A 22,793-nucleotide genomic window follows, 5' to 3' on the forward strand; every position below is an offset into this window, starting at 1 on the left:
CCATCTAAAAAAGTGGCGGAGACAGACGCCCCCGCCACTCGATTTATTTCTTTGGATTGCTGTCAACCGCGCATGGAATTGACTGCTTCTTTAAAACTATTACTACTTTCCCGCCCATACAATTCGGGGTTTCCACGGAAAAATGTGTTAATCGTATATTCTTTTGCACAATCTAGGCTGCACTCGCGTGAAGACATGATGAGCGTAAGATAGGACTTGAAGTATGCAGGCTGCAGACGGCCTCCGTGATTGACTGTCATCACAATCCACTCCTTTCAGCAGCAGCCGCCGATAGCAATCGGCTGACGTCCATTTTTGGAAACACCGGAACTGCAGACGCCCGTTTCCGGCAACTCCAGTTCCACTTTCTCGGAAGCTTCAATGTTTCCATTGATATAAGCGACGATGGAGCGGACTTGTTCATAGCCGGTCGCCATCAAGAAGGTTGGCGCGCGTCCGTAGCTTTTCATGCCGGCGATGTAGAATCCTTGTTCCGGCTGACGCAATTCCTTTTCGCCGTGCGGCCGGACCGTTCCGCAGCTATGGACGTTCGGGTCGATCAGCGGAGCGAGTGCTTCGATGCTTTCCGTTGCATTATCGATCTTCAAACGGAGTTCCTTCAAGAAAGAGAAATCAGGGCGGCTGCCCGTATTGACGATGATTTCATCGATTGCTTCAATCGAATGGCTTTTTCCTTGCCAATCACCCATTAAGGAAAGCTTTCCATCTTTTCGAGAAACCTGCTCTATCCGAAACGGCGTAAAGATTTCCACACGCCCCGAATCCACCAATTCATGGACACGCGCACCTAATTCACCTCTTGCCTCGAGCGCATCATCTGCTTCGCCGCCGTAGACATCCTCAATTTTCGGCTTGCGCAGGATCCAGGAGATTTTCACTTGATGTCCAGCATCCTCAAGTGCGGCAAGATCCAATAAAGTGTTGATGGCAGAATGGCCTCCACCTATGACGGCTACCTGTTTTCCGGCAAACCGCTCGCGGTCTTTGCCATGTAGGTCCGGGATGCCGTAAAAAATGCGCTCTTGTTGGCTGCGCTCGCTCTGCGTCCATACCCCGTCGGCTTGAAGCGGATTTGGCTGGCCCCAAGTGCCTGTGGCATCGATGACAGCTTTCGCTTCAATCCGCTCCATTTCCGCATCCTCAGTCTCTACATAGATCACAAAAGGCTGATGCTCGCGATTCGCCGTCTTCATCTTGTCTTGATGTTTTCGGCTGATGGCACTGACACGTGCATTGAGGCGGATGTATGGTTCGATTTCGGGTACGGCGGCCAGCTTCATCAAATAATTTTCCACCAGCTCGTCTCCTGTCGGTAACTGATTCTCCGCTGGGGCATTCCAGCCAGAGCGGTCCAATAAGGCTCGCGCGGCTTTATCGATATTGTATTGCCAAGGAGAGAACAAACGGACATGTCCCCATTGCAGCACGTGATGGCCGATTCGGCCGCCAGCTTCGAGCACCAAAAATTTTTCACCTGCCAGCGATAAATGGGCGGCAGCAGCCAAACCGATTGGCCCTGCCCCGATGATAACGACCGGCAATTCCGGCGTTGGCTTTTTTATTCTTTCGATTTGGATGGGTTTTGGAGTGGTTGAACAACAATTTGTTTGAGTGTTCATGTCTTGGCCTCCTAATTGTCAAAAACTTGATTATTGCAAGTATTAATTCGAACTTAATACATCGGTTTACAGCAGACAGATGATTTTGCCATCGCCTCGTTCAGCAATTTGATCGATTGCAGCACCATGTCCTGTTCAAATTCGGTCATATGCGAGAAGATTTCCTCGAGATGTGCCTCCATGTCTCGCTGGATGGCAAGCGCTACTTTCTGGCCTTCTTCTGTCAAACCCAGCACCGAGATCCGTTTATCCGCAGAAGATGGCACTTTCGTGATCAAGCCTATCTTCATCAAGCTTTGCACTTGCCGGCTGAAAGTTGACAGGTCGGTCGCCAGTGCATCCGCCACTTGTTGCATGGATGGCCATTCCCGGCGGTCGATCTCATAAAGAATATGGCTTTGCACCAAGCTGATTTCCACATCGTCAACTGTACAGCAATTTTTATTCAACAAGCCAAAGCGTTTAACCATGCTTTGAAAAAGTTCACGTTTGTTTTCCATCTTCAACACCTCTAGTGATAGCATACAAAATAAACTTGCAAATTGCAAGTATTTATTTTAATATTTAATCTAATAATAAGAATCGGAGTGATGCATATGGAATACACCATCAGGCCGGCGGTGGAGTCGGATTGGCCGGAAATCAAGCAGATCTATAAAGCGGGCATGGCCAGCGGGCTCGCTACCTTCGAAACCAAAGCGCCTAGTTATGAACTCTGGAGCGATAGCGAAACAAGCCATTGCCGTTTGGTTATTGAATCAGCAACGCAAATACGTGGCTTTTGCAAGCTTTCACTTGTATCGAAACGCACGGTTTACTCGGGTGTCGGGGAAGTGAGCATCTATGTCGACCCTATATATTCGGGCGAAGGCATCGGCCACAAGCTTATGCAAGCCCTTATTCAGGCTTCAGAACAGCAAGGTTTTTGGACCTTGGAAGCAAAAATCTTCCCTGAAAACGAAGCAAGCATCCGGCTTCATAAGAAAAATGGCTTCAGGGAAGTCGGCATCCGCGAACGCATCGGAAAGCGCAACGGCGTCTGGCGCGACAATGTCCTGCTCGAACGCAGAAGCAAAGTAAACGGAACCCATTAAAAAAAGAGCTCACGGATGAGCTCTTTTTCCAGAGTGTTGGAGAAGTCTATAATCCGCTATGAATATAAAAGGAAATCACCATTTCTACATTCAAAAATCAATGTGCTATCTGAGTATTTGGAGAAACGTTTGCTCGTAAAATCTTCTGCTCAATAATGCTGCGCATTACTTCGCAAAGACAATGTCTCCCGTAGGTCGACCTTATCTTTCCTGTGGGACTAGCGGGTTTGAGAGACCCCGCCAGGCAATGAATGAGCGAAGCTGTGCTGAGCACATTCATTTGCGATGCTCGAACGTAGTGAGAGTTGAGCAACGTTTTTAGTGACGAGGAGGCTCGATTCCCGCCCCACGGAAAGCGAGCGATAAGCTTCGGAAAATACGGTTTCCTTAGTTTCTCGACAGCCATTAAAAAAAGAGCTCACGGATGAGCTCTTTTTTTATTCAACAGCCAGTCGGCGCACCGATCATGACCAGGCCGCCTTGCTCGCCTTGTGTATCAAAATCCAAGGCGAGCTCCTCTGCCATTTCTTTTGCGTCCGGCGCGACCGCTACACGGATGCCGTTCACATCGATGAGTTCATCCGTTTGTTCGGGTGCATCGAGCGACAAGCCGATTTGCGGGCCGCAGCAGCCGGCGACTGCATAAAGGCGCAAGTTTTCTGTTTGCTGTTCTTCCAGAATGGACTGGATATAGTTCTTAGCTTCATCGGTAATCATCATAAACTCCATCTCCCCTGTTCTTTTCAATTATTCTTCACTTTAACATGGACTAGGCTTGCGGAAAAATGCGGTGCAGCGATTCTTTCAATTCCGGCTTCACGCTGATGATCGGCCGTACGTTCGTCGCCATTTGTTCGGCTTCTTCAACCGTCTTCGCTTCACCTAATGCAAGCAAAGTGCCGATTGCGACAGTACCAGTGCGATTGCTGCCCCCTGCGCAGTGGAAAAAGACTTTCTTGCCTTCTTCGTACGCAGTGACAACCCCGTCCACCGCTTCTTGTATCGACTCATCCTGATGTTCTTTAGAATCGTCGACAATCGGTGCATGGATGCGTGTATAGCTTTCATCGTTGTCTCCTGCTTCTGCGCGCAAATCGAAGACGACGTCGATGCCTTCATTTTCAACTGCTGTTTTCGCATCTGCTGCGCCGCCGATGAAAATGCGGTCTTTCACTAATTGCTGGTATGCTTCACTCATCGTTTGCCTCATCCCTTCCAAACTAATTTGATGTCCCTATTATTATAAAATGAATTCTTTCAATTGGTCATATCCAATTTTCTCTTCTTCGAGCCAAGGAATGATGGCGCATTTCTCGGCCAGTTCTGCGTCAACTTTGCGAATCCACTTTTTCTCGGAGATCGCGCGTCCCCTCAATACAGCATCTGCTGTATTTGTAGCATAAAGGCTTTGGTTAATGACCCACCATTTCGGCTCAATCCCGGCACGCTTTAAGTCTTCTTCGAGACGCGCCGCTTCCAACACCGGCGTCGCTTCCGCCAAGGTGACGATGACGACGCCTGTTTCTTTTGGATTGCGCAGGCGCGGCAATAGTTTTTTCACACTGTCCGGCACATCACCGGTCGAGCGGCTCATTTCCTTATGATAGGCTTCTGTCGAATCGAGCAGCAATAAAGTATGACCCGTCGGCGCAGTATCGATAACGACGATTTCGTTCTCGGATTTCTCCACTACTTTGGCGAAGGCTTGGAACAACGCGATTTCTTCGGTGCACGGCGATTCCAGGTCTTCTTTCAAATAAGCGAGCTCTTCCTCGGTCATCCCGCCGCCTGCCTGTTCAATGACGGTTTCTTTATAACGCGCCACTTCGATGTCTGGATTGATGCTGCTGATGGACAAATTGTCGCGTATGCCGCTTCCTTCAAACGTATACGCCAAGTGAGCTGCTGGGTCGGTCGTCGTCAAATGGACTTTATAGCCTTTTTCGGATAAGCCGACTGCGATGGCGGATGCAACGGAAGTTTTGCCGACGCCGCCTTTGCCCATCGTGAAAATGACGCGCGTATTGTGTTCGGAAAAGTCATCGATGACGCTGTTCAATCCCGGCAAGTCGAGCGGATCTCCCCCTTCTTCCGTTTCGAACGAAGTGATTGAGTATGAACTGAACAGATGGCGCAAGTTTTCGACACCCGTAAGCGAATAAGAAACGTATGGCAACGAATAAGCCATCACTTGCTTCAACGCTTCAGGTGTCTGTTCAATCGCCGCACGTTGCCGCTTGTAGAATGCCGTAGAGACCGCGTCTTCCGGCTGATGCGTCTGAAGCAGCCCGTTGACGATGAGCCATTGGTTTTTAATGCCGATTTCTTTTAATTCAAATGATGCACGGTCTGCCTCGAGCAAAGAGGAATTGTCGGGGCGCGCAACCAAAATCAAGGTCGTTTTATCGCCATCGGACAGCGAATCCACCGCTTTTTTGTACAGCGCCTTTTTGCCTTCTAGCCCAGCGAGCGGGCCGAGACATGATGCGCCGTGTGTGCTATCTTCCAAAAAGCCGCTCCACGCCGTCGGCAATTGCAAAAGACGCAGCGTATGGCCGGTCGGTGCCGTATCGAACAGCACATGGTCGTATTGCGCTAAAATCTCTTCATCTGCCAGCAAATGCGAAAACTCATCGAACGCCGCGATTTCCACCGTGCAAGCTCCGGATAATTGCTCTTCCATCGTTGCGAGCACCGCATCCGGCAATTTGCCGCGATAAGGGCCGATGACACTCTCTTTATAAGCTTTGGCCGCTTGTTCCGGGTCGATATTGCAGGCGGACAAATTCGCGACGGACGGAATGGATTTCGGATCATTTGTCAGTTGGACTTCCAGCACGTCTTGCAAATTAGAAGCAGGATCGGTGCTGACGAGTAATACCTTCTTGCCCTGATCAGCTAAGGCGACAGCTGTGGCACACGCAGTCGAAGTTTTTCCGACACCGCCTTTACCGGTGAAAAACAGAAACGGAGTGACGGCCATTTGATTCGGATTGAACAATGAATACATAGGAATGCTCCTTTAGTTGTTGATGTTCAGTGACACGCGCACGCGCGGCTTTTCCTGCAATTCAGACGGTGCGGTCTCGAACCACTCTGCCAATTCTTCTGTTGTCGGGTATTCGGCAATCTTTACGACTTCTCCGTTGACCAGCACGACCGGCAACGCGTCCGGCCCTTTATCGACCAGCACTTGATTGACTTGTCTATTGTCCACAAACGCACCAGGATCATCCGTCAAATTATGGCGTGAAATCGCAAAGCCCTTTTTCTCGAGTGAATACACAGCCGACGCGATGCGCGTCAGTTCCGGGTCCACAGTAGGGCCGCAAACACCCGTCGAACAGCACATCGCCGGATCGAAAATTTCTACCTTTTTCATATTCAGCTCTCCTTCAACCTGTGTAGTTTGGTTCTATTAAATAAGATTAGAGTCATCGTACATATGCTTACTCTATTCAAAACTTCGAACAGCTAGATTTGAAAGATTTAACATTCTAATATTGGAGATGAAGCGGAAGGCCTTGACTCCTGGGGGACCCCCGGGCAGCCGATATCGCGACGTCCTGTCGCATCGCCTGCATGACCCACATCCTGTGGCCCTAAAGCAAGGCCTGGAGCGCAATCTCCCCCTCCCGAAACTTCACTTACTCACCAGTTGCAGCGAAATGGCGGATGCGCGCTTCGATGTCATCGCGTACCGATTGGAACACTTTCCATTTCTCTTCTTCGGTACCTTGCGCTTTCGCCGGATCCGTAAAGCCCCAGTGGTCGCGTTTTACATGAGGCGGCGTCATTGGGCATTTATCTGCCGCATCGCCGCAAAGCGTCACCACAAAATCCGCATTGTTTAAAATTTCAGTGTCGATGACATCAGATGTTTGATTCGAAATATCGATATTCACTTCATTCATCGCTTTTACGGCGTTCGGGTTCAAGCCATGCGCTTCGATTCCGGCACTCAATACTTGCCACTCATCGCCCAAAATTTCTTTCCCCCAGCCTTCCGCCATTTGGCTGCGGCATGAATTGCCCGTGCATAAAAAGTACAATGTTTTTTTCGTCATATTGATTAGCTCCCTTGTTCCATGAATGGTTTTTAGTATCTCTATGTTTATTCAACTTCTTGCGTTTTTCGTATCAACAATTACTCACAACGAATGCGCAGTCCCTGCTCCACCAATCTCTCGATGCGCTCATCCTGGCTTGGAATGAATGCCAAGACTTGTATGAGCATGTCGTATAATTCACTGTCCTGGTTCAATGAATAGAAAATCCATTGCCCCTTGCGTTTTTCTTTCACCAACCCAAGATCCCGTAATTTACGCAAGTGCTGGCTGATCGCCGACTGGCTGACGTTGAAGATTTCCACAAATTCACAGACGCAGCAATCGTTTTTTTCGAGCAATTTGACCATCGACAATCTCGTCTTATCGCCCAATAGCTTCAGCACCATGCTCGCTTTGTCAATTTCTATTTCGCGCGCTTTCACTTCCATCGGATGATTCCCCCCGCTTCTATACTTAGGTCTGGTTAAATACTGTAATGCCAAATACAGCATATCAGCATATACTTATATGTTCAAGCAGTGATCTGGATGATAAAACATATGCAACACGTATTTCCATAGAAAAAAGGAGCGGCATGTTCCCGCTCCTTAGTGGCCGATTCTTTTCTTCAGTGATGATGATGCCCTGCCGCTTCAGCCTCTTCTTGCCCTTGGCAGCGAATCGAGTCGTCATGTGGGTGGTCTTCATTTTCCAATTGGACGGTGACATGGCCGATTTTCAGCTCCAACAGCGCATGTTCAATATCCCTAAGCACTTGCTGGCTGTCTTTGAACGAGATATGTTCTTTGACGACTACATGTCCCGACATGGCATTTTTTCCGCTCGTGATGCTCCATACATGCAAGTCATGAATGCTTTTCACCGCAGGCAACGCTTCGATTGTCTGCGCTACTTGCTCCAGGTCGACATTTTTTGGTGTCCCTTCCATCAAGACATGCACCGCTTCTTTCGTCACGCGCCAACCGCTGATCAAGACGAGGATAGCGACAACCACACTCGCCAGCGGATCTGCCCATGCCCACCCGAAGAAAATGATCAAAAGGGCTGCCGTAATCGCGCCGACCGAGCCAAGCAAATCACTTAAGACATGCAAAAAAGCGGCACGGAGATTCAAGTTTTCTTTCGTATCTCCGCCGCGCATCAAAATCCACGCGACGAGGATATTGACGAGCAAGCCGATGACCGCGATAGCCAACATTCCTGAAGTAGCAATTTCCGGTGGATCTGAAAACCGGTGGTAGGCTTCATAGAAAATATAAAGTGAAATCAAGACGAGCGTCACTCCGTTAAAGACTGCCGCTAAAATTTCAAAACGTTTATAGCCGTAAGTCTTCATTTGGTCGGCTGCTTTTTCGCCAATGGAAAAAGCCAGGTAGCCAACACCCAGCGAAATGGAATCGCTCAGCATATGGCCGGCATCAGCCAGCAGCGCTAGGCTGTTCGTCAAATATCCGCCGACCGCCTCGACCACCATATAACTGGTGATGATCAAAAAGGCGATCAGCAATGTTTTTTTATTGCGGCTATGCGAATGATCATGTGATGATCCCATCGCCAACACCTCCACTGCAGCTTTTAATAATCCTTTTCTCTAAATGTATTCCCGAAAAATCACCAGATATCCTATGGAAAACGAAACAAACATCCAGTCACCAGGCTTCCTAACCATAAAAAAACCGGCTCCCATGGCCGGTTTCATCACTGATTTTCTGAGGCTGTTGTCAGGACGGATTCCAGTGATGCTTCAAAACGCAAATTCATTTCCCGTTTCAACAGATGCAATTTTTGGGCATGGTCCGGCTTTACGCCGGTGATGACCGCATCGATTCCCATGACGCCCAAGGTCTGCACGAGCGATTCCAGATAACTGACGCCTTCTTGCGTCACCGAACCCATCGCCGTCAAATCGATCACGACCGTTTCGGCTTCGTATTCATAGATGCGCGTGACAATATACGGGCGGATCGCTTCAACTTTTTTCGCATCCAAATTACCGAACAACGGAATGAGCACATAGCCTCCGCCGATTGCGATGCACGGGGCGGAAAGTTCACGCACTTTATCCAGCAGCGCATCCGACCGTTCTTTTTCCTTGAGCAATTCATAATCCGTTTCTTTCAAGCGGCCCCGCAAGCGAATCAATTGAGCCGTGATGGCAGCCATTTGGTCATCTTTTGGCACCAGTACAAGATTCAGTGAAAAGTCGCTATCCCAGCGGTAATAGACGTCCGCCAAGAAGAAGCCAGCTGCTGTGGTGAAATTCAATTCGATAGGTTTTTTGCTGCCGCGTGTTTTCAGCAAGCGTTCCGCTTTGGCGTGGCTGCCTTCATCGAGTAATTCAAAAAATCTTTTTGGTTTTCCGAAAAGCTGTTCTGCCTCTTGGGAATAATCGACGACCGCAAAGCTATTGTTTAATTGAAAAGCCGGAAGCGGCCATTCAGCCAGTGGAGAGCGTGTCATCGTTCGACCCCTTTCCAGTGCGGATCCATTCCCTGAGCGCACCAAGTTCCCGGACGACGACCGCTCCTTTTATACGCAAATCAGCAAAGCTCGACAAAGTGACGGCCCTGCCGCCAATCAGGACGGCTGGATTTGAGTCCACCTTAGAGAAAGCTTCGGCGTAGGTTTTCAAAACCGGCAAGCGGTGTGCAAGTGCACCCGACAATGCAACAACATCGGGCTGCCATTCACCGGCCAATTCGAGTGCTGAATCGAGCGGCAAATTCGGTCCCATATAGCGGACATCATAGCCCTCTTCACGGAACATCGCCGCGACCATCTTAAGTCCGATATAATGCTCTTCGCCTTCTGGGCCAAAGATCATCGCTTTTTTACGGCCATCCTTATCTTTATTGCGCAGCTCCGTAGCGGACAAGACAAAATCGCAAACAGCGGTTGCCAAGTGCTCTTCCGCTACCGATATTTCATTTTGTTCCCATAATTCCCCGATGCGGTACATCGCCGGCGTCAGAAGTTCGCCGTAGAGCTGTTCATGTGAATGGCTTTCCAGGAAAGCCTGGACATATTTTAAAGCTTCCTCTTCCTGCCCCTGCAGGAAAAGATCCGAAAGCTGTGTTGACTCGTTCATTTGATCAGCCCCTTTTATGTGGAGGGAGCTCCAATAACCGGACTGCGCGATCGAGGCAGCCCCGCATGAAATCTCCTTGCGTTGTTTCGGTATAGCGCGGCACAATTTCGATAAGCCGCTGAAAATTATCGATGATGAGCGCAGTTTCGACATTGCGGCTCACGAGCACCGTCTCGAGCCAGAGTGCATAGTCTAGAAAGGATTGCTCGCTTTGCAGCTCCCACGCGGTTTCGAGGTAATCCAAGTGGTGATGATTGTCTTTGACGGTATGTTCATATCCCTTATCGCCGAAACGTTCCCATAAATTCGGGTACGCTTCGTATATACCGTCTGCCGTGTCGGTCGCGATTTGCTGTTTTTGTTTCTGGTTCATTCGGCCACCACTTCGTATTGATGGACTTTCGGGACGATGCCCGCGAGTTCCTGGTCTGGATAATTCTTCTCCAAATCATGGATTTCCTTGAACTCCTGGCTCTTGACCCAGTTCATGTAGGCTTGTTTGGATTGCCATTCCAAGTGGACGGTCAATTCATGGCGCTTTTTCGTGTTTTGGATCAGCCGGAATGAAGTGAAGCCTTCCGCCTGGTCTACACGGCGCGATCGTTTTTGGTATATTTCTATGACGTCTTGCACTTTATCTTCAGGCACAATGACGGTCGATGTGACGATGTACATAATTCAGAACCCCTTTGCAACTAGCTTTGTATAAGCTGGGCAGGATAAAAGTATACCTCAGCATACCATTTCAGCTTCCGGAATAAAAGCGAGCGACTCTGGGACATTTATAAGACTATTTTCAATATTCCGCTTGTGTTTCGAAAGTAATTGCCGTATGATGGAAAACATCAACCAACCACAACTATATAAAATGATTCTTATCGAGAGAGATGGAGGGATTTGGCCCTGTGAAGTCTCAGCAACCGGACGTGTTTGTCACGGTGCTAATTCCAATAGGTGAAGCCTAGTAGATGAGAAGATAGCATATACGGCAGGGGCTTTCTTCTTATCATAGAAGAAAGCCCCTGCTTTTTGATTTGAAAGGATGAGGATCATGACACAACATAGCTTAGAAACACGCCTGGTACAACTCGGCAACCGCAGCGACCAACGCACCGGGGCGGTCAATCCCCCGATTTATCTTTCTACCGCCTACGAACACGAAGGCCTTGGCAAATCCACAGGCTATGATTATACACGGACGAAAAATCCGACACGCCAGCTTCTCGAAGAAGGGATCGCGAATTTAGAAGGCGGCGACGCAGGCTTTGCCTGCAGTTCTGGAATGGCCGCGATCCAGCTGGTCCTCTCCCTGTTCCGTCCGAACGATGAAATTTTGCTTCCTGAAGATATTTATGGCGGCACCTACCGCCTGCTGGAACAATATGAAGAGAAATACCATATCCGCCCCGTTTACGATTCCTTCATCGATCCGAAAACAGCTGAAGCGAAAATCACTGACAAGACAAAAGCGATTTTCATTGAAACCCCAACCAACCCATTGATGCAGGAGATCGATTTGGAATTGTATGCACAATTGGCGAAACGCCACAAGCTTTTGCTGATCGTCGACAATACCTTTTTGACGCCCTTTCTCCAGCAGCCGCTCGCAATCGGCGCCGATATCGTGCTCCATAGCGCCACCAAATACATCGGCGGCCATAACGATGTGCTTGCTGGGCTAGTCGCCGCAAAAGGCGAGGATTTATGCGAGCAGCTTTTCAACGCCCATAACTCAGCCGGCGCAGTGCTGTCGCCGCTCGATTCCTGGCTGTTGATCCGCGGCTTGAAAACCTTGCCGCTGCGCATGCGCCAGCACGAAGCGAACGCTAAAGAACTCGCCCGTTTTCTGGAAACTCAAGAGACCGTGACAGACGTACTATACCCTGGAAAAGGCGGCATGCTGTCGTTCCGCCTGCGCGAAGAACAATGGGTCGGGACATTTCTCGAGAACCTGTCGCTCATCACATTCGCCGAGAGTCTCGGCGGTGTGGAAAGTTTCATCACGTATCCCGCGACGCAGACCCACGCCGATATGCCGGTCGCAGAACGCACGGCACGCGGCGTCTGTAACCGCCTGCTCCGCTTCTCTGTAGGCGTCGAGCAGGCAGAAGATTTGATCGCTGATTTGTCACAAGCCTTGGCCAAACTGGAAAAGGAGGTCGTTTCCCATGAGTGAACGACGCGAGACGAAATTGATCCATTCAGCAGGCATTGATCCATTAACGGGCGCAGTCAATGTGCCGATTTATTTATCATCGACTTTCCATCAGGAAAGCATCGATTCGTTCGGTCCGTTTGATTACAGCCGCTCCGGCAACCCAACGCGCAAATCGCTTGAAGAAACGATCGCCAAACTTGAAGGCGGTGCGCGGGGCTTGGCCTTTTCTTCCGGCATGGCAGCCATCTCATCGGCCTTCATGCTGTTGAAAGCCGGTGATCATGTGCTGGTCTCGGAAGATGTTTACGGCGGCACTTATCGCTTCATTACGGAAGTGCTGGAAAAATTCAAAGTCGATTACACGTTCGTCGACATGACCGACCTTGGCGAAGTAGCCGCAGCGTTCCAGCCGAACACGAAAGTGGTATACATTGAAACGCCTTCCAATCCCGTCATGAAAATTACCGATATCGAAATGGCTGCGAAACTAGCCAAAGCAAACGATGCCATGACTTTCGTCGACAACACGTTCATGACACCGCTATATCAGAATCCGCTCGAACTCGGTGCGGATATCGTGCTCCACAGCGCGACGAAGTTCCTCTCCGGTCATAGCGACATCACCGCTGGCCTTGCGGTAACAAAAGATGCTGGGCTTGGGGAACAATTGGCATTCATCCAAAATACATTCGGATCTGTGCTCGGCGCACAGGATTCCTATACATTGATCCAAGGCATCAAAACGCTCGGCGCCCGCACAAAACAATCCGGCGAGACGACCGCACGCATTGCCGAGTATCTGCATAGGCACCCGCTTGTCGAAGAAGTCTATTATCCCGGCTTCTCGTTCCATCCCGGAAACCCGATCCATAAGCGTCAGGCTAGCCACGCAGGCTGTGTGCTGTCATTCCGCCTAGCAGATAAGGACGCCGCCCGCATTCTCGTAGATGCTTTGGAAATTCCTGTGTTCGCCGTCAGCCTTGGCGCTGTCGAATCGATCCTGTCCTACCCGGCTACAATGTCCCATGCCGCAATGCCGCCCGCTGAACGCGAAAAGCGCGGCATCACCGATGGGGTTCTGCGCTTTTCCGCAGGACTCGAGCATCCCGATGACTTGATCAACGATTTCAGCCAAGCACTCGAAAAAATCGCGATCGCTAAAGGACTGAGTGTCGCTGATTGATCGTGCTCATTCAAAAAGACCGTCCGGCTCGTTATCGAATTGACGAAACCGGACAGTCTTTTTTTCATGCCTTTGTACTTGCCGCTAAACCTAAGAAAGCCTGAATTCCAGGGGGAGGGGAATTCAGGCTTTCTTCTATTTATCATAAGACAATCTGCTGGGCAGGCTCTTTGAGCGATACTTTGGCAACGCCCGTTTCTTCGGCAGCCCTAGAGACTGCTTCGGCGACCGCCTGTGCTACACGCGGGTCGAACGGCTTCGGTATCACATAATCTTCGTGAAGTTCATGGGTGGCGATCAAGGCGGCGATCGCTTCAACCGCTGCGATTTTCATTGCGTCATTGATATCGCTTGCCTGTACATCAAGGGCGCCGCGGAACAACCCGGGAAACGCCAGCACATTATTGACCTGGTTAGCAAAATCGGAACGCCCTGTTCCGATGACCCGCGCACCGGCTGATTTCGCGGCATGCGGCAAGATTTCCGGATTCGGGTTCGCCATCGCGAAGATGACCGGATCTTCATTCATCGAACGCACCATGCTTTCCGTCAATGCGCCTTCTGCCGATACGCCGACAAAAACGTCAGCACCGACAATGACATCCGCCAACTGCCCTTGTTCCATCTGATAATTGCTCATTTCCGCAACTTCCGCCTTGAAGGGATTCATGCCATTCGGGCGTCCGTTGTATATCGCGCCTTTTGTGTCGCACATGACGATATGGCCAAACCCGAATTTCGCCAGTAATTTGACGATGGCGATGCCTGCCGCACCGGCGCCATTCACGACCACTTTCACGTCTTCGATTTCCTTTTCGACCAATTTCAATGAGTTGATCAGTCCGGCAAGCGTAACAATGGCAGTGCCATGCTGGTCATCATGGAATACCGGGATGTTCATTTCCTGTTTCAGGCGCTGCTCCACGATGAAGCAAGTCGGGGCGGCAATGTCTTCCAGATTGACGCCGCCAAAGCCAGGTTCGAGCAATTTGACGGTTCGGATGATTTCTTCGGCATCTGTCGTATCCAGGCAGATTGGGAATGCATCCACACCGGCAAATTCCTTGAACAATAAAGCTTTTCCTTCCATGACCGGAAGCGCTGCTTGCGGGCCGATATTGCCGAGCCCAAGCACCGCTGTGCCGTCTGTAATGACCGCTACCGTATTGCCCTTCATCGTGTATTCATGCACTTTGCTTGGATCGGCATGAATTTCGCGACACGGTGCGGCTACGCCAGGAGAGTAGGCGAGGCTTAAATCCCTCTCGTTTTCCACAGCCACTTTTGAACGAATCTCCAATTTCCCTTGATGTCTTCTATGCAAGTTCAGCGAATCGGTTTTCAGATCGGTCATTTGCCTCATCTCCCTTTTGATTATAATTGTTTATTATATCGACTCCTCATTAAATTGAAAGACTTTTCTTATAATTCTGATTAATTTCAGACTTTAGGCTGATAGAGAAATAGTGAGGTTCCATTACTCTTTTTCCATATCCTGTTTAAGAAAGTGGATCAATGCTTCCTCCCGCTTCGCTTGCACAGCTTTCGATTGCACTTCCGGCCAGTCGTAAAAGCCACTTCCTGTCTTGGCGCCAAGTTCGCCGTTTCCAGCTAACGCGCTCAGTGTGCGGCCCGGTTTGCGATCTGTCGATAGGTCTTCGAACAGATAATCTGAAATCGCATAAAAAATGTCCAAACCGCCGAGATCTGCTGTCTGCAGCGGCCCGGTCACCGGCAAGCGCCTGCCGATGCTGTATGTGACGGCTGCATCGATATCTTCTTTCGACGCCACCCCCGCATCCAGTAAAGCTTGCGCTTCACGGAATAAGGCAAACTGAAGTCGGTTTCCGATAAAGCCCGGCAGCTCTTTTTTCAACAGTACAGCTTGCTTGTTCATCTGCTCAATCAGTGCTTTCGTTTGCTGCAAAGTTTGTTCATCAGTCTTCTCGCCGCCGACGATTTCCACGAGTGGGATTAAATGTGCCGGATTCCAGAAATGCGTCAACACGAACCGTTCCGGATGCTTCATCTCTTCGGCAAGCGCAGTCGGCATCAGCCCTGAGCTATTGCTCGCAATGATTATATCGGTGGCCACAAGTTCCTCTAGCTGCCGGTAGATTTGATGCTTCAGTACCATGTTTTCTGGCACGGCTTCGATGATGAATTCCGCTTCTTTCACGGCTTCTTCCAAGGAAACTGTAAAGGCAACACGTTCCGTTATCTCTTTTTCCTGCTCTTTGCTGATCAGTTCATTGTCTGTCATAAGGTGTAATTTAACTTCGAATCCTTTTGATGCCTTTTCCACATCCCGAACGTCCACACCGTATATTTTTACCGATAATCCGCTCCATGCCGCTGATAATGCAATCGAATGACCCATGGTCCCTGCTCCGATAATTGCGATATTCTCCATCTCTACCCTCTCCTTTATTTAACAATAACATGTCTTTCATGCAGCCAAAAAAGCCCGCTGCATAAGCGGGCTTTTCAGCGTATCCATCTGCTCACTTGATTGGTTCGCCAAGTTCGATAGATGCAAGTGTAGAAGTGACCGCCATGTCATCGGGATCGTCGACATTTCCGCGGAATTCACGTTTTACTTCCCCGTAGCCTTCCACAAAATAATTCCGGTTGACCGCGCCGTCTTCTCCCTCAAACGATTCAAGCATGAATACGTCATCGAAATTTTGGTATGGCGTCTCTAAGCTAGTACCGGTTTCGACAACAGTCGCATCACCGATTTCCTGTCCTTCTTCGATCGGGAATTCAAGATAAGTCGAAATCACGTCCAAAGCTTCCAATTCCTCAAAGCTCGCTGTGTACTCATCATAAAACTCACCTTCCTGTTTGACGAGTTCGATACGGTCATCATGCAAACGATAGACTCTCAACACGACGGTGCCGCCATTTTCTTCATAAGTCGCGACATGATTCGCCTCCATATAATCGGTTCTCAACGTAAATTCGGCAAATTCGTTGCCGTAACCTTCGAACCTTGCAGTCGATCCATCTTCAAGGAAATAATCATACGGATCGACAGTGGCCTCTTCACTGTCATGGCTGTCTCCGCTGGTGCTTTCCACCTGCGTTTCTTCCGGTGCCGCGTCTTCTTCAACAGCTTCTTCCTGCACCGCTTCCTCTTCAGGTTCCTCTGTTACAGTCTCTTGCGTCCCACAGCCAGCTACGGTAAGCACAAGTGCCAGCCCTCCTAAACCAAAGCGATATTTCATCAATTCTCCTCCTTTTCAACTAATCGGTGCTACAACAATTTTACCGAATATTCAGTCATTAATAAATAGACAAAACTACATTTTTCTTAGTCTTTCAGACTGGTCAAAGATGAAGTGAATTATGATAAATCGGCTTCAGGTGGATGTCGTATTCTTTCCGCACTTCGTTTAAATCATAAATATGCCCTCGAAATTCCGGGTCTTCGAGTTTTTCGATCTGTTCATGCACAAGATCTGCAAAATAGACGCCGACGGCTACGCCTTTTGGATATTTACGCTTCACTTCTGCCACAAAATCGTCTGTCAGCTCTTGATTGAAAGCATGATAAAGCGCCGCATTCACCACAGTCAAGGAATCTTTCGTGGCATAGGAAACAACATAATAATTGCCATATTCGTCTTTCAGAAGATCGCGTTCGGCTTCTATGTCCATTCTCTTCTCCTCCTTTTAACACTATTACTTTTCCATACCCTCAGTGAGCTGGGGGAAAACAGATTTCTGAGTCCATAAAAAATCACCTGTACGCCTCATGAAGGCACACAGGTGATTTCCAATCAATACGCCAGTTGCACCAAATCGCCAAACAGCGAAATGAGCAATAAACTGACCGCCCCGACAGAGATGGCTGCAATCAAACCAATGTAAAACGGCTTCAATCCCATCCCGCGGAAGATTTTCAAGTTGGTCGATAATCCGACGCCTGCCATCGCAAGGCCGAGCATATACGTCGATCCGAATGAACTCCAAAAGCTGTAGAACTGTTCCCAGCCCGACGCACCGAAAACGCCGAACGCCTGGCCGCCTGAAGCGAGCGTAGCATCTCCGACCGTGCGTAGAAGCGACAACAGAAGAAACCCAAGAATGAAGAACGGAAACAGTTTATACCATTTCGGCATCGTGCCCCCATCTTGGCCTTCGCTGCGGAAAAATAAATACGCGATAAGCGGGATTACGGCGATGATGAACAGATTGCGCGTCAATTTCGTGATGGTCGCTACATCAAGTGCCAATGTCGAGTCGTACATTTGCTCGTACATCAAGGCAGCGCCAGTCACTTGCGCCGTGTCATGTATGGCTGTTCCGAGAAACAGGCCGGCTTTGATCGGCTCATCTGCAAAAAAGAAATGAGCAAGATATGGATAGAACAACATGCCTAACAGTCCGAACACCGTAATGTTCGCGATAGCATACGAAATTTCGTTCTCTTTTGCGCGAATCACCGGCGCTGTCGCCATAATGGCGGTCACACCGCATATGCCTGTCCCATTCGCAATCAATGCGCCGAGCCGGTTGGATTGGCCGAAAAGTTTCGTGAAAAACAAAGTGACGCTAATCCCGACCGTGATGCATGCCACGATAAGCGGCATGCCCCAGGCGCCGAGCGTCAAGGCTTCCGTCAAGCTCAAGCGCAGGCCAAGGAGGATAATCCCCAAACGCAATGCATATTTAACGGCAAAACCGATGCCGCTAATGAAGATTTCCGGTAAGCCCACTGTATTGCGGATAATGATGCCGATGAGAATCGCCACGAAAATTCCCGACACTGGGCTTTTTCCGCCTTCCGGCAACAGCCCCATCGTTCCGAGTGCCGCCCCGATCACATCCGCTCCATAAATTCCTGCCCATATAACCAACAAACAAAGGGCCAGGCCCGGAAGCAGCCTGACCATTCGCTGATTTTTCGTGTTTTCTCTCACACTCATCTGCTCCTTGCGAACCGTCTTTTGATTTCGTACTTATCGTACCACAAAATGCGGCTTCGTCTAAGGGCGGTTAAGCTAAGATTTCTTCTAGCAGCCCGATGATGCGTTGTTGCTGCTCCGGTTGCAAGTCAGATCCCGAAGGCAAGCAAAGCCCTTCCGTAAATAATTTTTCGCTGACAGCCGTCTTGCCATGCGGATTATGGGAATAGAATTTGCAGCCCGCAAACAATGGCTGTAGATGAAGCGGCTTCCAGACACGGCGCGTTTCGATATTTTCCGTTTCCAGCCATTCTCGGATAGCATCAGGCGACCGGTCCGTTCGGGCTGGATCGAGCAGCAGGACAGTCAGCCAGCGATTCGACCGGGTGCCTTCTAGTTCAGGCTGGAATTTCACCGCTTCGTGCTTGCCAAGCGCTGAAAAATAGCGGTTGAAGACAGCTCGGCGGGCCGAAACACGCAGTTCAATCGCTTCGAGCTGCGCACGCCCAATGCCGGCCAGCACATTGCTCATCCGGTAATTATAGCCGACGCGGCTATGTTCATAAAACGGCGCATCGTCTTTTGCCTGGGAAGCGAGAAATCTCGCTTGCGCTATGCCTTTTCTATCGTTCGACACCAGCATGCCGCCTCCTGACGTCGTGATGATCTTGTTGCCGTTGAATGAATAAATGCCGTATGCCCCGAGACTGCCGGTTTTTTTCCCTTTATATGTGGATCCAAGCGATTCCGCTGCATCTTCGATGACAGGTACCCCGTAATGATCGCAAAGGGCAATGAGCTCATCCATACGGGCGCTTTGTCCATAAATATGTACAATAATCACCGCTTTGGGAAGTTTGCCCTCTTGTTCTGCAGCTGCGAATGCTTTTTGCAGTGCCCACGGAGACATATTCCACGTTTCTTCTTCCGAATCGATAAAAACCGGCTCGGCTCCGCCGTAGAGAATCGGATTGGCACTGGCCACAAACGTCAAACTGGAACAAAACACTCGGTCTCCTTTGCCGATTCCCAGCAACTGCAACGCCAGATGGATCGCAGCTGTCCCCGATGATAAAGCCGCTGCTGCCTGTGTCGTGGCATAAGCAGCCATTTCCGCTTCGAATTGATTGACGTTCGCCCCCATCGGCGCAATCCAATTAGACTCGAACGCCTCGCTGATATACCTCTGCTCATTTCCTGTCATATGCGGGGCAGAAAGAAAAATCCTATCGCCTGTTTCTTTAACCGGTACCGGAAACGGCACAACCGATGCTCCTGTCTCCTGTCGAATGTTCATGTACAACAGCCTCCTCTTATTCATCGGCATGTTCAGTCCATGCCGTATTCAGTTGGGCAAGTCCGTGGCACTTGCAGGTTATTGATAATCAAGCCGGCTGCCCCAATTTCTTCCGACGGGCTACCTGAGCGCCCTTTCACCATAAAGCGCATGTCTTCGCCGAATATGCCGGCCATTTCCTGTACAATGTCTTGCTCAAGTTCTTTAGGGACAAGGTCGATTCCGCTGAGCCAGATTTCGATTGCATCTACTGAATTTTGGACGAATTGCATCGAAGGCGCCGCTTGCTGGAATTTTTCCTGGACGGTCGCCAAATACAAACTGGTCACCCGCCCCCTGCTTCTGGATTGCAAAAAACTGGATATCGGCTGAAGCGGTTTACGGACCACCGGGTGCACGCTGCCGCATGGACAAGGGCAATGCACCGGCATCCATTGGTCTTTGATCTTCAGCCGAATCACCGGCGTCCCTTTTGTATGGAAGCGGGTCAAGAGCACTTCGCCTTTCTCGGTAAACTCCATTACACCTGTCCGCGTATTGAAATGCAGATTTCCGACTGCGCATTCCGAAAGAAATGGTGAACGCTCGGTTTTCATGCTCCACCTGCGAACAGAACAGCCGAACGCACTCTCGATTTCCAGTCGCTCATTGTCCGGCAATATGTCCGTTTCAACAAAAACGGCAATGGCTTGAAAATCCAGCACAAGGCGATGATCGTTGATGAAGCGGGAAAGCGCTAGAATCGCTTCCGATAAACCATCAACAAAATCAGGACGGAAATCACTCAGGTTGCGCACCACTGCCGAGAGATACGGCTCCGTGCAATGATGGGCTGAATACAGGCGTTGGTTGAGATAGTAGATATCACGCCAGAATGCCCCTTCCTTTTGGCCGTGCGGAACAAAATCCCCGTTGTAAAATGTCGCGCGTTTCATCTCCAGATTGATCGCGCCATGCTGCTTTTTAAAATAGTCAACGGCCGCCGTTTGTTTTTGCAGATCCAAATTGGTCAGCCATAAATGCGGCGATTGCCCGTCCCCTAAAGCTTCGGATTCTCTTTTTTTCCTCCGGGTAACTTGCATGCGGATTTCATCGATCCGTTTATCGAAAACCTCCTCTTCGATAAACGGAAGCTGCCGCAATTCACTGGCAAATCGGATATCAGCTAAATCGCTTCCATACATATCCCGATAAAAGACGCTATGCTCTGCGGCATGGCGCAGCAGCGAACGCAGTTCCAGATCCTGGTAACGTTCTTCTGACTGCCGGTCATTCTCGTCCATGCCCGAAAGTTGGTGAAGAAAGCGGTAATAGCCCATGCCGTAGCGTTTTCGTGAGTTGGCGTATTCCCGGAAACTGAGCAGTAGATTTTGGAGATAAATAGGAGAATTTCCATACAGTTCCGTTGATAGCAGCTTCACTTGGCATCCCCCCTGCGCTTGTAGGCAGAAACTGTAATCAGGCCAATCCCCCTTCGATTTTCCACTCTTCTTGCCATGCGGGTTCTTTCACTTTTTCTTCTTTCGGGCGGTTCGCAAGCTTCAACAAGGTATCGCGGATTTCCTGTTCCTCCATTTCAGGCAGCTTCTTCAAAATCCGGCTGATTTCGACCTGGCTGATTGGAGTGGCTTTTCCAATATGGATTTTCGCAAACACTTTTTCCGATTGGATTTCACTCGGATCCAGCAATTCCTCATAGAGTTTTTCACCTGGCCGCATGCCCGTGTACTTGATTTGGATTTCATCCTCTTCAAACCCGGACAAGCGGATCATATTGCGTGCCAAGTCGACGATTTTCACCGGCTCTCCCATATCCAATACGAACACTTCACCGCCTGATGCAAGCATGCCAGCCTGGATCACCAGACGGGAGGCTTCTGGAATCGTCATGAAATAGCGGGTCATTTTCGGATCGGTGATGGTGACTGGTCCGCCTTTTGCAATTTGTTCACGGAATAGCGGCACGACACTGCCTCTCGATCCAAGGACATTGCCGAAACGCACTGCAGCGAATGTCGTATCGGAAGACACCGCTAAGTTTTGGACAATCATCTCCGCAAACCGTTTGGAGGCTCCCATGATGTTCGGCGGGTTAACAGCTTTGTCGGTGGAAATCATGACGAAGTTGCCGACGCCGTGGCGATCTGCCGCTTCTGCGACATTTTTCGTCCCGAAAATATTGTTTTTCACCGCTTCAAGCGGATTTGCTTCCATTAATGGCACGTGTTTATGGGCAGCGGCGTGGTAAATGATATCCGGCTTGAATTTGCCGACCATTTCGAAGATCCGTTCGCGGTCCTGGATATCAGCAATGATCGGGACGATGTCAATTTCTTTCGGTACTTTCGAACGCAACTCACGATCGACCGTGTAAATCGAGTTTTCACCGTGGCCTAACAAGAGGAGGCGGGCAGGCTTGAAAACACTGATTTGGCGGCAGATTTCCGAACCGATCGACCCACCGGCTCCTGTGACCATAATGCTTTTGCCTTCAATTTTTTCTGTTAAAGCTTCCATATCCAAGCGCACCTCTTCGCGGCCGAGAAGGTCCTCAATTTTCACATCCCGGATATCGCTGACTTTGACTTTTCCAACCATCAAATCTTCAATTCGCGGAATGGTCTGTACTTTCAGGCCGGTTTCAATGCACAGTTTTGTGACTTCTGCCATTTCCCTCTTCGACAGTGATGGAATGGCAATGACGATCTGGTCAATCTCGTTGTGGGCAGCCAGTCGCGGAATTTCCGAAATGGGCCCTGCCACGCCTAATCCAAAAATTTCCAGACCCCATTTAGTGCGGTCATCATCGATAAAAAGAATCGGCTTTCTTCCCCACTGCGGATTCTGCTTCATCTGCCGGACGATCATGCGCCCCGCTTCCCCAGCACCGACAACGATCGTGCGGCTCAATTGGCCTTCACTCTTGCGCGGCTCGCGTTCATGGTAAAGGCGGAATGAAAAACGCGATGCGCCTAGAAACAGAATGAGAAACATCCATGTCAGCGCCAGGATTCGGACAAACACTCCGCCCGTCTGGATATATTGCATGACCGTCGCCACAAACATCGTTAACGTGACTGCTTTGACGATCGACTTCAACTCATGAACTGAAGCGTAAGCCCATACTTTCCGGTAAAGCCCGTAATGCCAGGCAAAGGAATGATGGGCGATGAACAAAGTGACCGTCATGAGCACCAGCAGCCGGTTCGACATGATGTTATCGAATGGCAGCAAAAACAAATAACAGAGATACGTTGCTGAGAGGATGATCAGCGAGTCGATCAAGAACAATGAAGTATAGCGTCTAGTAATCGTCATGTCATTAGCTCCTTCACCTCGCGCAGGTACCG

General features: G+C 49.7%; 24 protein-coding genes and 1 riboswitch. Of the genes, 3 read left to right on the top strand and 21 right to left on the bottom strand.

Translation table 11 applies throughout. From position 1 onward, the window contains the following. Positions 1 to 275: 275 nt before the first annotated feature. Together AUC31_RS10270 and AUC31_RS10275 are read right to left on the bottom strand one after the other, a co-directional pair. Complete coding sequence (locus AUC31_RS10270; protein ID WP_058383294.1) at positions 276 to 1,640, bottom strand: NAD(P)-binding domain-containing protein; 1,365 nt, start codon at positions 1,638 to 1,640, stop codon at positions 276 to 278. A gap of 53 nt (positions 1,641 to 1,693) precedes the next feature. Next, positions 1,694 to 2,140 (bottom strand): MarR family winged helix-turn-helix transcriptional regulator, encoded by a 447-nt coding sequence (locus AUC31_RS10275; RefSeq protein ID WP_058383293.1) that lies wholly within the window; start codon positions 2,138 to 2,140, stop codon positions 1,694 to 1,696. A 96-nt stretch (positions 2,141 to 2,236) separates the two neighbouring features. Between AUC31_RS10275 and AUC31_RS10280 the strand changes: the two genes are divergently transcribed. Next, entirely contained in the window at positions 2,237 to 2,734 is a 498-nt protein-coding gene (locus AUC31_RS10280) for a GNAT family N-acetyltransferase (protein WP_058383292.1), read from the top strand. Positions 2,735 to 3,175: 441 nt separating this feature from the next. Here the strand turns inward: AUC31_RS10280 and AUC31_RS10285 are convergent, their stop codons facing one another. From AUC31_RS10285 to AUC31_RS10335, 11 genes are all read right to left on the bottom strand, one after another. Further along, positions 3,176 to 3,454, bottom strand: coding sequence for a HesB/IscA family protein (locus tag AUC31_RS10285; RefSeq protein ID WP_058383291.1), 279 nt, complete (start codon positions 3,452 to 3,454; stop codon positions 3,176 to 3,178). 49 nt (positions 3,455 to 3,503) lie between these two features. Further along, a complete protein-coding gene (locus tag AUC31_RS10290) occupies positions 3,504 to 3,932 on the bottom strand; it encodes a protein-tyrosine phosphatase family protein (RefSeq protein WP_058383290.1) in 429 nt (142 codons plus the stop codon). Between the two features lie 42 nt (positions 3,933 to 3,974). Continuing rightward, positions 3,975 to 5,744 (bottom strand): arsenical pump-driving ATPase, encoded by a 1,770-nt coding sequence (arsA, locus tag AUC31_RS10295; protein WP_058383289.1) that lies wholly within the window; start codon positions 5,742 to 5,744, stop codon positions 3,975 to 3,977. Between the two features lie 12 nt (positions 5,745 to 5,756). Further along, the gene (gene arsD, locus AUC31_RS10300; RefSeq protein ID WP_058383288.1) at positions 5,757 to 6,116 is read right to left on the bottom strand and encodes an arsenite efflux transporter metallochaperone ArsD; all 360 of its coding nucleotides are present in this window, start codon (positions 6,114 to 6,116) and stop codon (positions 5,757 to 5,759) included. Between the two features lie 265 nt (positions 6,117 to 6,381). Further along, positions 6,382 to 6,801, bottom strand: a complete 420-nt coding sequence (gene arsC, locus AUC31_RS10305) for an arsenate reductase (thioredoxin) (protein ID WP_058383287.1) — start codon at positions 6,799 to 6,801, stop codon at positions 6,382 to 6,384. Positions 6,802 to 6,881: 80 nt separating this feature from the next. Then, entirely contained in the window at positions 6,882 to 7,232 is a 351-nt protein-coding gene (locus AUC31_RS10310; protein WP_058383286.1) for an ArsR/SmtB family transcription factor, read from the bottom strand. A 179-nt stretch (positions 7,233 to 7,411) separates the two neighbouring features. After that, positions 7,412 to 8,356, bottom strand: a complete 945-nt coding sequence (locus AUC31_RS10315) for a cation diffusion facilitator family transporter (RefSeq protein ID WP_058383285.1) — start codon at positions 8,354 to 8,356, stop codon at positions 7,412 to 7,414. 146 nt (positions 8,357 to 8,502) lie between these two features. Continuing rightward, positions 8,503 to 9,264: an STAS domain-containing protein gene (locus tag AUC31_RS10320; protein WP_058383284.1), complete on the bottom strand. Its 762-nt coding sequence runs from the start codon at positions 9,262 to 9,264 to the stop codon at positions 8,503 to 8,505. Then, on the bottom strand, positions 9,242 to 9,892 hold the full coding sequence (locus AUC31_RS10325) for a cobalamin B12-binding domain-containing protein (protein WP_058383283.1): 651 nt from the start codon (positions 9,890 to 9,892) through the stop codon (positions 9,242 to 9,244). The genes AUC31_RS10320 and AUC31_RS10325 overlap by 23 nt, the downstream gene beginning before the upstream one ends. A 4-nt stretch (positions 9,893 to 9,896) precedes the next feature. After that, complete coding sequence (locus AUC31_RS17870) at positions 9,897 to 10,265, bottom strand: hypothetical protein (protein ID WP_058383282.1); 369 nt, start codon at positions 10,263 to 10,265, stop codon at positions 9,897 to 9,899. Next, on the bottom strand, positions 10,262 to 10,567 hold the full coding sequence (locus tag AUC31_RS10335) for an antibiotic biosynthesis monooxygenase family protein (protein WP_058383281.1): 306 nt from the start codon (positions 10,565 to 10,567) through the stop codon (positions 10,262 to 10,264). The genes AUC31_RS17870 and AUC31_RS10335 overlap by 4 nt, the downstream gene beginning before the upstream one ends. 197 nt (positions 10,568 to 10,764) lie before the next feature. Further along, positions 10,765 to 10,867: riboswitch (SAM riboswitch) on the top strand. Positions 10,868 to 10,943: 76 nt separating this feature from the next. Here AUC31_RS10335 and AUC31_RS10340 point away from each other — a divergent pair. Both AUC31_RS10340 and AUC31_RS10345 read left to right on the top strand, forming a co-directional pair. Next, the gene (locus tag AUC31_RS10340; RefSeq protein ID WP_058383280.1) at positions 10,944 to 12,068 is read left to right on the top strand and encodes a methionine biosynthesis PLP-dependent protein; all 1,125 of its coding nucleotides are present in this window, start codon (positions 10,944 to 10,946) and stop codon (positions 12,066 to 12,068) included. Next, the gene (locus tag AUC31_RS10345; protein WP_058383279.1) at positions 12,061 to 13,233 is read left to right on the top strand and encodes an aminotransferase class I/II-fold pyridoxal phosphate-dependent enzyme; all 1,173 of its coding nucleotides are present in this window, start codon (positions 12,061 to 12,063) and stop codon (positions 13,231 to 13,233) included. Before AUC31_RS10340 ends, AUC31_RS10345 begins: the two co-directional genes overlap by 8 nt. Positions 13,234 to 13,375: 142 nt before the next feature. Here the strand turns inward: AUC31_RS10345 and ystJ are convergent, their stop codons facing one another. From ystJ to AUC31_RS10385, 8 genes are all read right to left on the bottom strand, one after another. Next, positions 13,376 to 14,587, bottom strand: a complete 1,212-nt coding sequence (ystJ, locus tag AUC31_RS10350) for an NADP-dependent malic enzyme (protein ID WP_058383278.1) — start codon at positions 14,585 to 14,587, stop codon at positions 13,376 to 13,378. A 123-nt stretch (positions 14,588 to 14,710) separates the two neighbouring features. Beyond that, positions 14,711 to 15,646 carry a 3-hydroxyacyl-CoA dehydrogenase family protein gene (locus AUC31_RS10355; RefSeq protein ID WP_058383277.1) on the bottom strand — a complete coding sequence of 312 codons (936 nt, stop codon included), beginning with the start codon at positions 15,644 to 15,646 and terminating at the stop codon, positions 14,711 to 14,713. Between the two features lie 91 nt (positions 15,647 to 15,737). Beyond that, complete coding sequence (locus tag AUC31_RS10360; protein WP_058383276.1) at positions 15,738 to 16,463, bottom strand: hypothetical protein; 726 nt, start codon at positions 16,461 to 16,463, stop codon at positions 15,738 to 15,740. 103 nt (positions 16,464 to 16,566) lie between these two features. Further along, positions 16,567 to 16,896 carry a hypothetical protein gene (locus tag AUC31_RS10365; protein ID WP_058383275.1) on the bottom strand — a complete coding sequence of 110 codons (330 nt, stop codon included), beginning with the start codon at positions 16,894 to 16,896 and terminating at the stop codon, positions 16,567 to 16,569. 122 nt (positions 16,897 to 17,018) lie between these two features. Further along, positions 17,019 to 18,161 (bottom strand): YeiH family protein, encoded by a 1,143-nt coding sequence (locus AUC31_RS10370; RefSeq protein WP_083509162.1) that lies wholly within the window; start codon positions 18,159 to 18,161, stop codon positions 17,019 to 17,021. Positions 18,162 to 18,237: 76 nt separating this feature from the next. Beyond that, entirely contained in the window at positions 18,238 to 19,350 is a 1,113-nt protein-coding gene (locus AUC31_RS10375) for an aminotransferase class I/II-fold pyridoxal phosphate-dependent enzyme (RefSeq protein ID WP_058383810.1), read from the bottom strand. Positions 19,351 to 19,475: 125 nt separating this feature from the next. After that, positions 19,476 to 20,864: a hypothetical protein gene (locus tag AUC31_RS10380; protein WP_058383273.1), complete on the bottom strand. Its 1,389-nt coding sequence runs from the start codon at positions 20,862 to 20,864 to the stop codon at positions 19,476 to 19,478. 37 nt (positions 20,865 to 20,901) lie between these two features. Then, positions 20,902 to 22,761: a polysaccharide biosynthesis protein gene (locus tag AUC31_RS10385; protein ID WP_058383272.1), complete on the bottom strand. Its 1,860-nt coding sequence runs from the start codon at positions 22,759 to 22,761 to the stop codon at positions 20,902 to 20,904. Positions 22,762 to 22,793 lie beyond the last annotated feature (32 nt).

Origin of the sequence: Planococcus rifietoensis (assembly GCF_001465795.2) — a bacterium.
GTDB lineage: Bacteria > Bacillota > Bacilli > Bacillales_A > Planococcaceae > Planococcus > Planococcus rifietoensis.

Coding starts and splice junctions, on each gene's coding strand:
- AUC31_RS10285 (WP_058383291.1), bottom strand. CDS start 3,454: ATGATGATTACCGATGAAGCTAAGAACTATATCCAGTCCATTCTGGAA.
- AUC31_RS10280 (WP_058383292.1), top strand. CDS start 2,237: ATGGAATACACCATCAGGCCGGCGGTGGAGTCGGATTGGCCGGAAATC.
- AUC31_RS10310 (WP_058383286.1), bottom strand. CDS start 7,232: ATGGAAGTGAAAGCGCGCGAAATAGAAATTGACAAAGCGAGCATGGTG.
- AUC31_RS10315 (WP_058383285.1), bottom strand. CDS start 8,356: ATGGGATCATCACATGATCATTCGCATAGCCGCAATAAAAAAACATTG.
- AUC31_RS10345 (WP_058383279.1), top strand. CDS start 12,061: ATGAGTGAACGACGCGAGACGAAATTGATCCATTCAGCAGGCATTGAT.
- AUC31_RS10270 (WP_058383294.1), bottom strand. CDS start 1,640: ATGAACACTCAAACAAATTGTTGTTCAACCACTCCAAAACCCATCCAA.
- AUC31_RS10340 (WP_058383280.1), top strand. CDS start 10,944: ATGACACAACATAGCTTAGAAACACGCCTGGTACAACTCGGCAACCGC.
- AUC31_RS10365 (WP_058383275.1), bottom strand. CDS start 16,896: ATGGACATAGAAGCCGAACGCGATCTTCTGAAAGACGAATATGGCAAT.
- AUC31_RS10325 (WP_058383283.1), bottom strand. CDS start 9,892: ATGAACGAGTCAACACAGCTTTCGGATCTTTTCCTGCAGGGGCAGGAA.
- AUC31_RS10355 (WP_058383277.1), bottom strand. CDS start 15,646: ATGGAGAATATCGCAATTATCGGAGCAGGGACCATGGGTCATTCGATT.
- AUC31_RS10320 (WP_058383284.1), bottom strand. CDS start 9,264: ATGACACGCTCTCCACTGGCTGAATGGCCGCTTCCGGCTTTTCAATTA.
- arsD (WP_058383288.1), bottom strand. CDS start 6,116: ATGAAAAAGGTAGAAATTTTCGATCCGGCGATGTGCTGTTCGACGGGT.
- AUC31_RS10335 (WP_058383281.1), bottom strand. CDS start 10,567: ATGTACATCGTCACATCGACCGTCATTGTGCCTGAAGATAAAGTGCAA.
- AUC31_RS17870 (WP_058383282.1), bottom strand. CDS start 10,265: ATGAACCAGAAACAAAAACAGCAAATCGCGACCGACACGGCAGACGGT.
- AUC31_RS10290 (WP_058383290.1), bottom strand. CDS start 3,932: ATGAGTGAAGCATACCAGCAATTAGTGAAAGACCGCATTTTCATCGGC.
- arsC (WP_058383287.1), bottom strand. CDS start 6,801: ATGACGAAAAAAACATTGTACTTTTTATGCACGGGCAATTCATGCCGC.
- AUC31_RS10275 (WP_058383293.1), bottom strand. CDS start 2,140: ATGGAAAACAAACGTGAACTTTTTCAAAGCATGGTTAAACGCTTTGGC.
- AUC31_RS10375 (WP_058383810.1), bottom strand. CDS start 19,350: ATGACAGGAAATGAGCAGAGGTATATCAGCGAGGCGTTCGAGTCTAAT.
- ystJ (WP_058383278.1), bottom strand. CDS start 14,587: ATGACCGATCTGAAAACCGATTCGCTGAACTTGCATAGAAGACATCAA.
- AUC31_RS10360 (WP_058383276.1), bottom strand. CDS start 16,463: ATGAAATATCGCTTTGGTTTAGGAGGGCTGGCACTTGTGCTTACCGTA.
- arsA (WP_058383289.1), bottom strand. CDS start 5,744: ATGTATTCATTGTTCAATCCGAATCAAATGGCCGTCACTCCGTTTCTG.
- AUC31_RS10385 (WP_058383272.1), bottom strand. CDS start 22,761: ATGACGATTACTAGACGCTATACTTCATTGTTCTTGATCGACTCGCTG.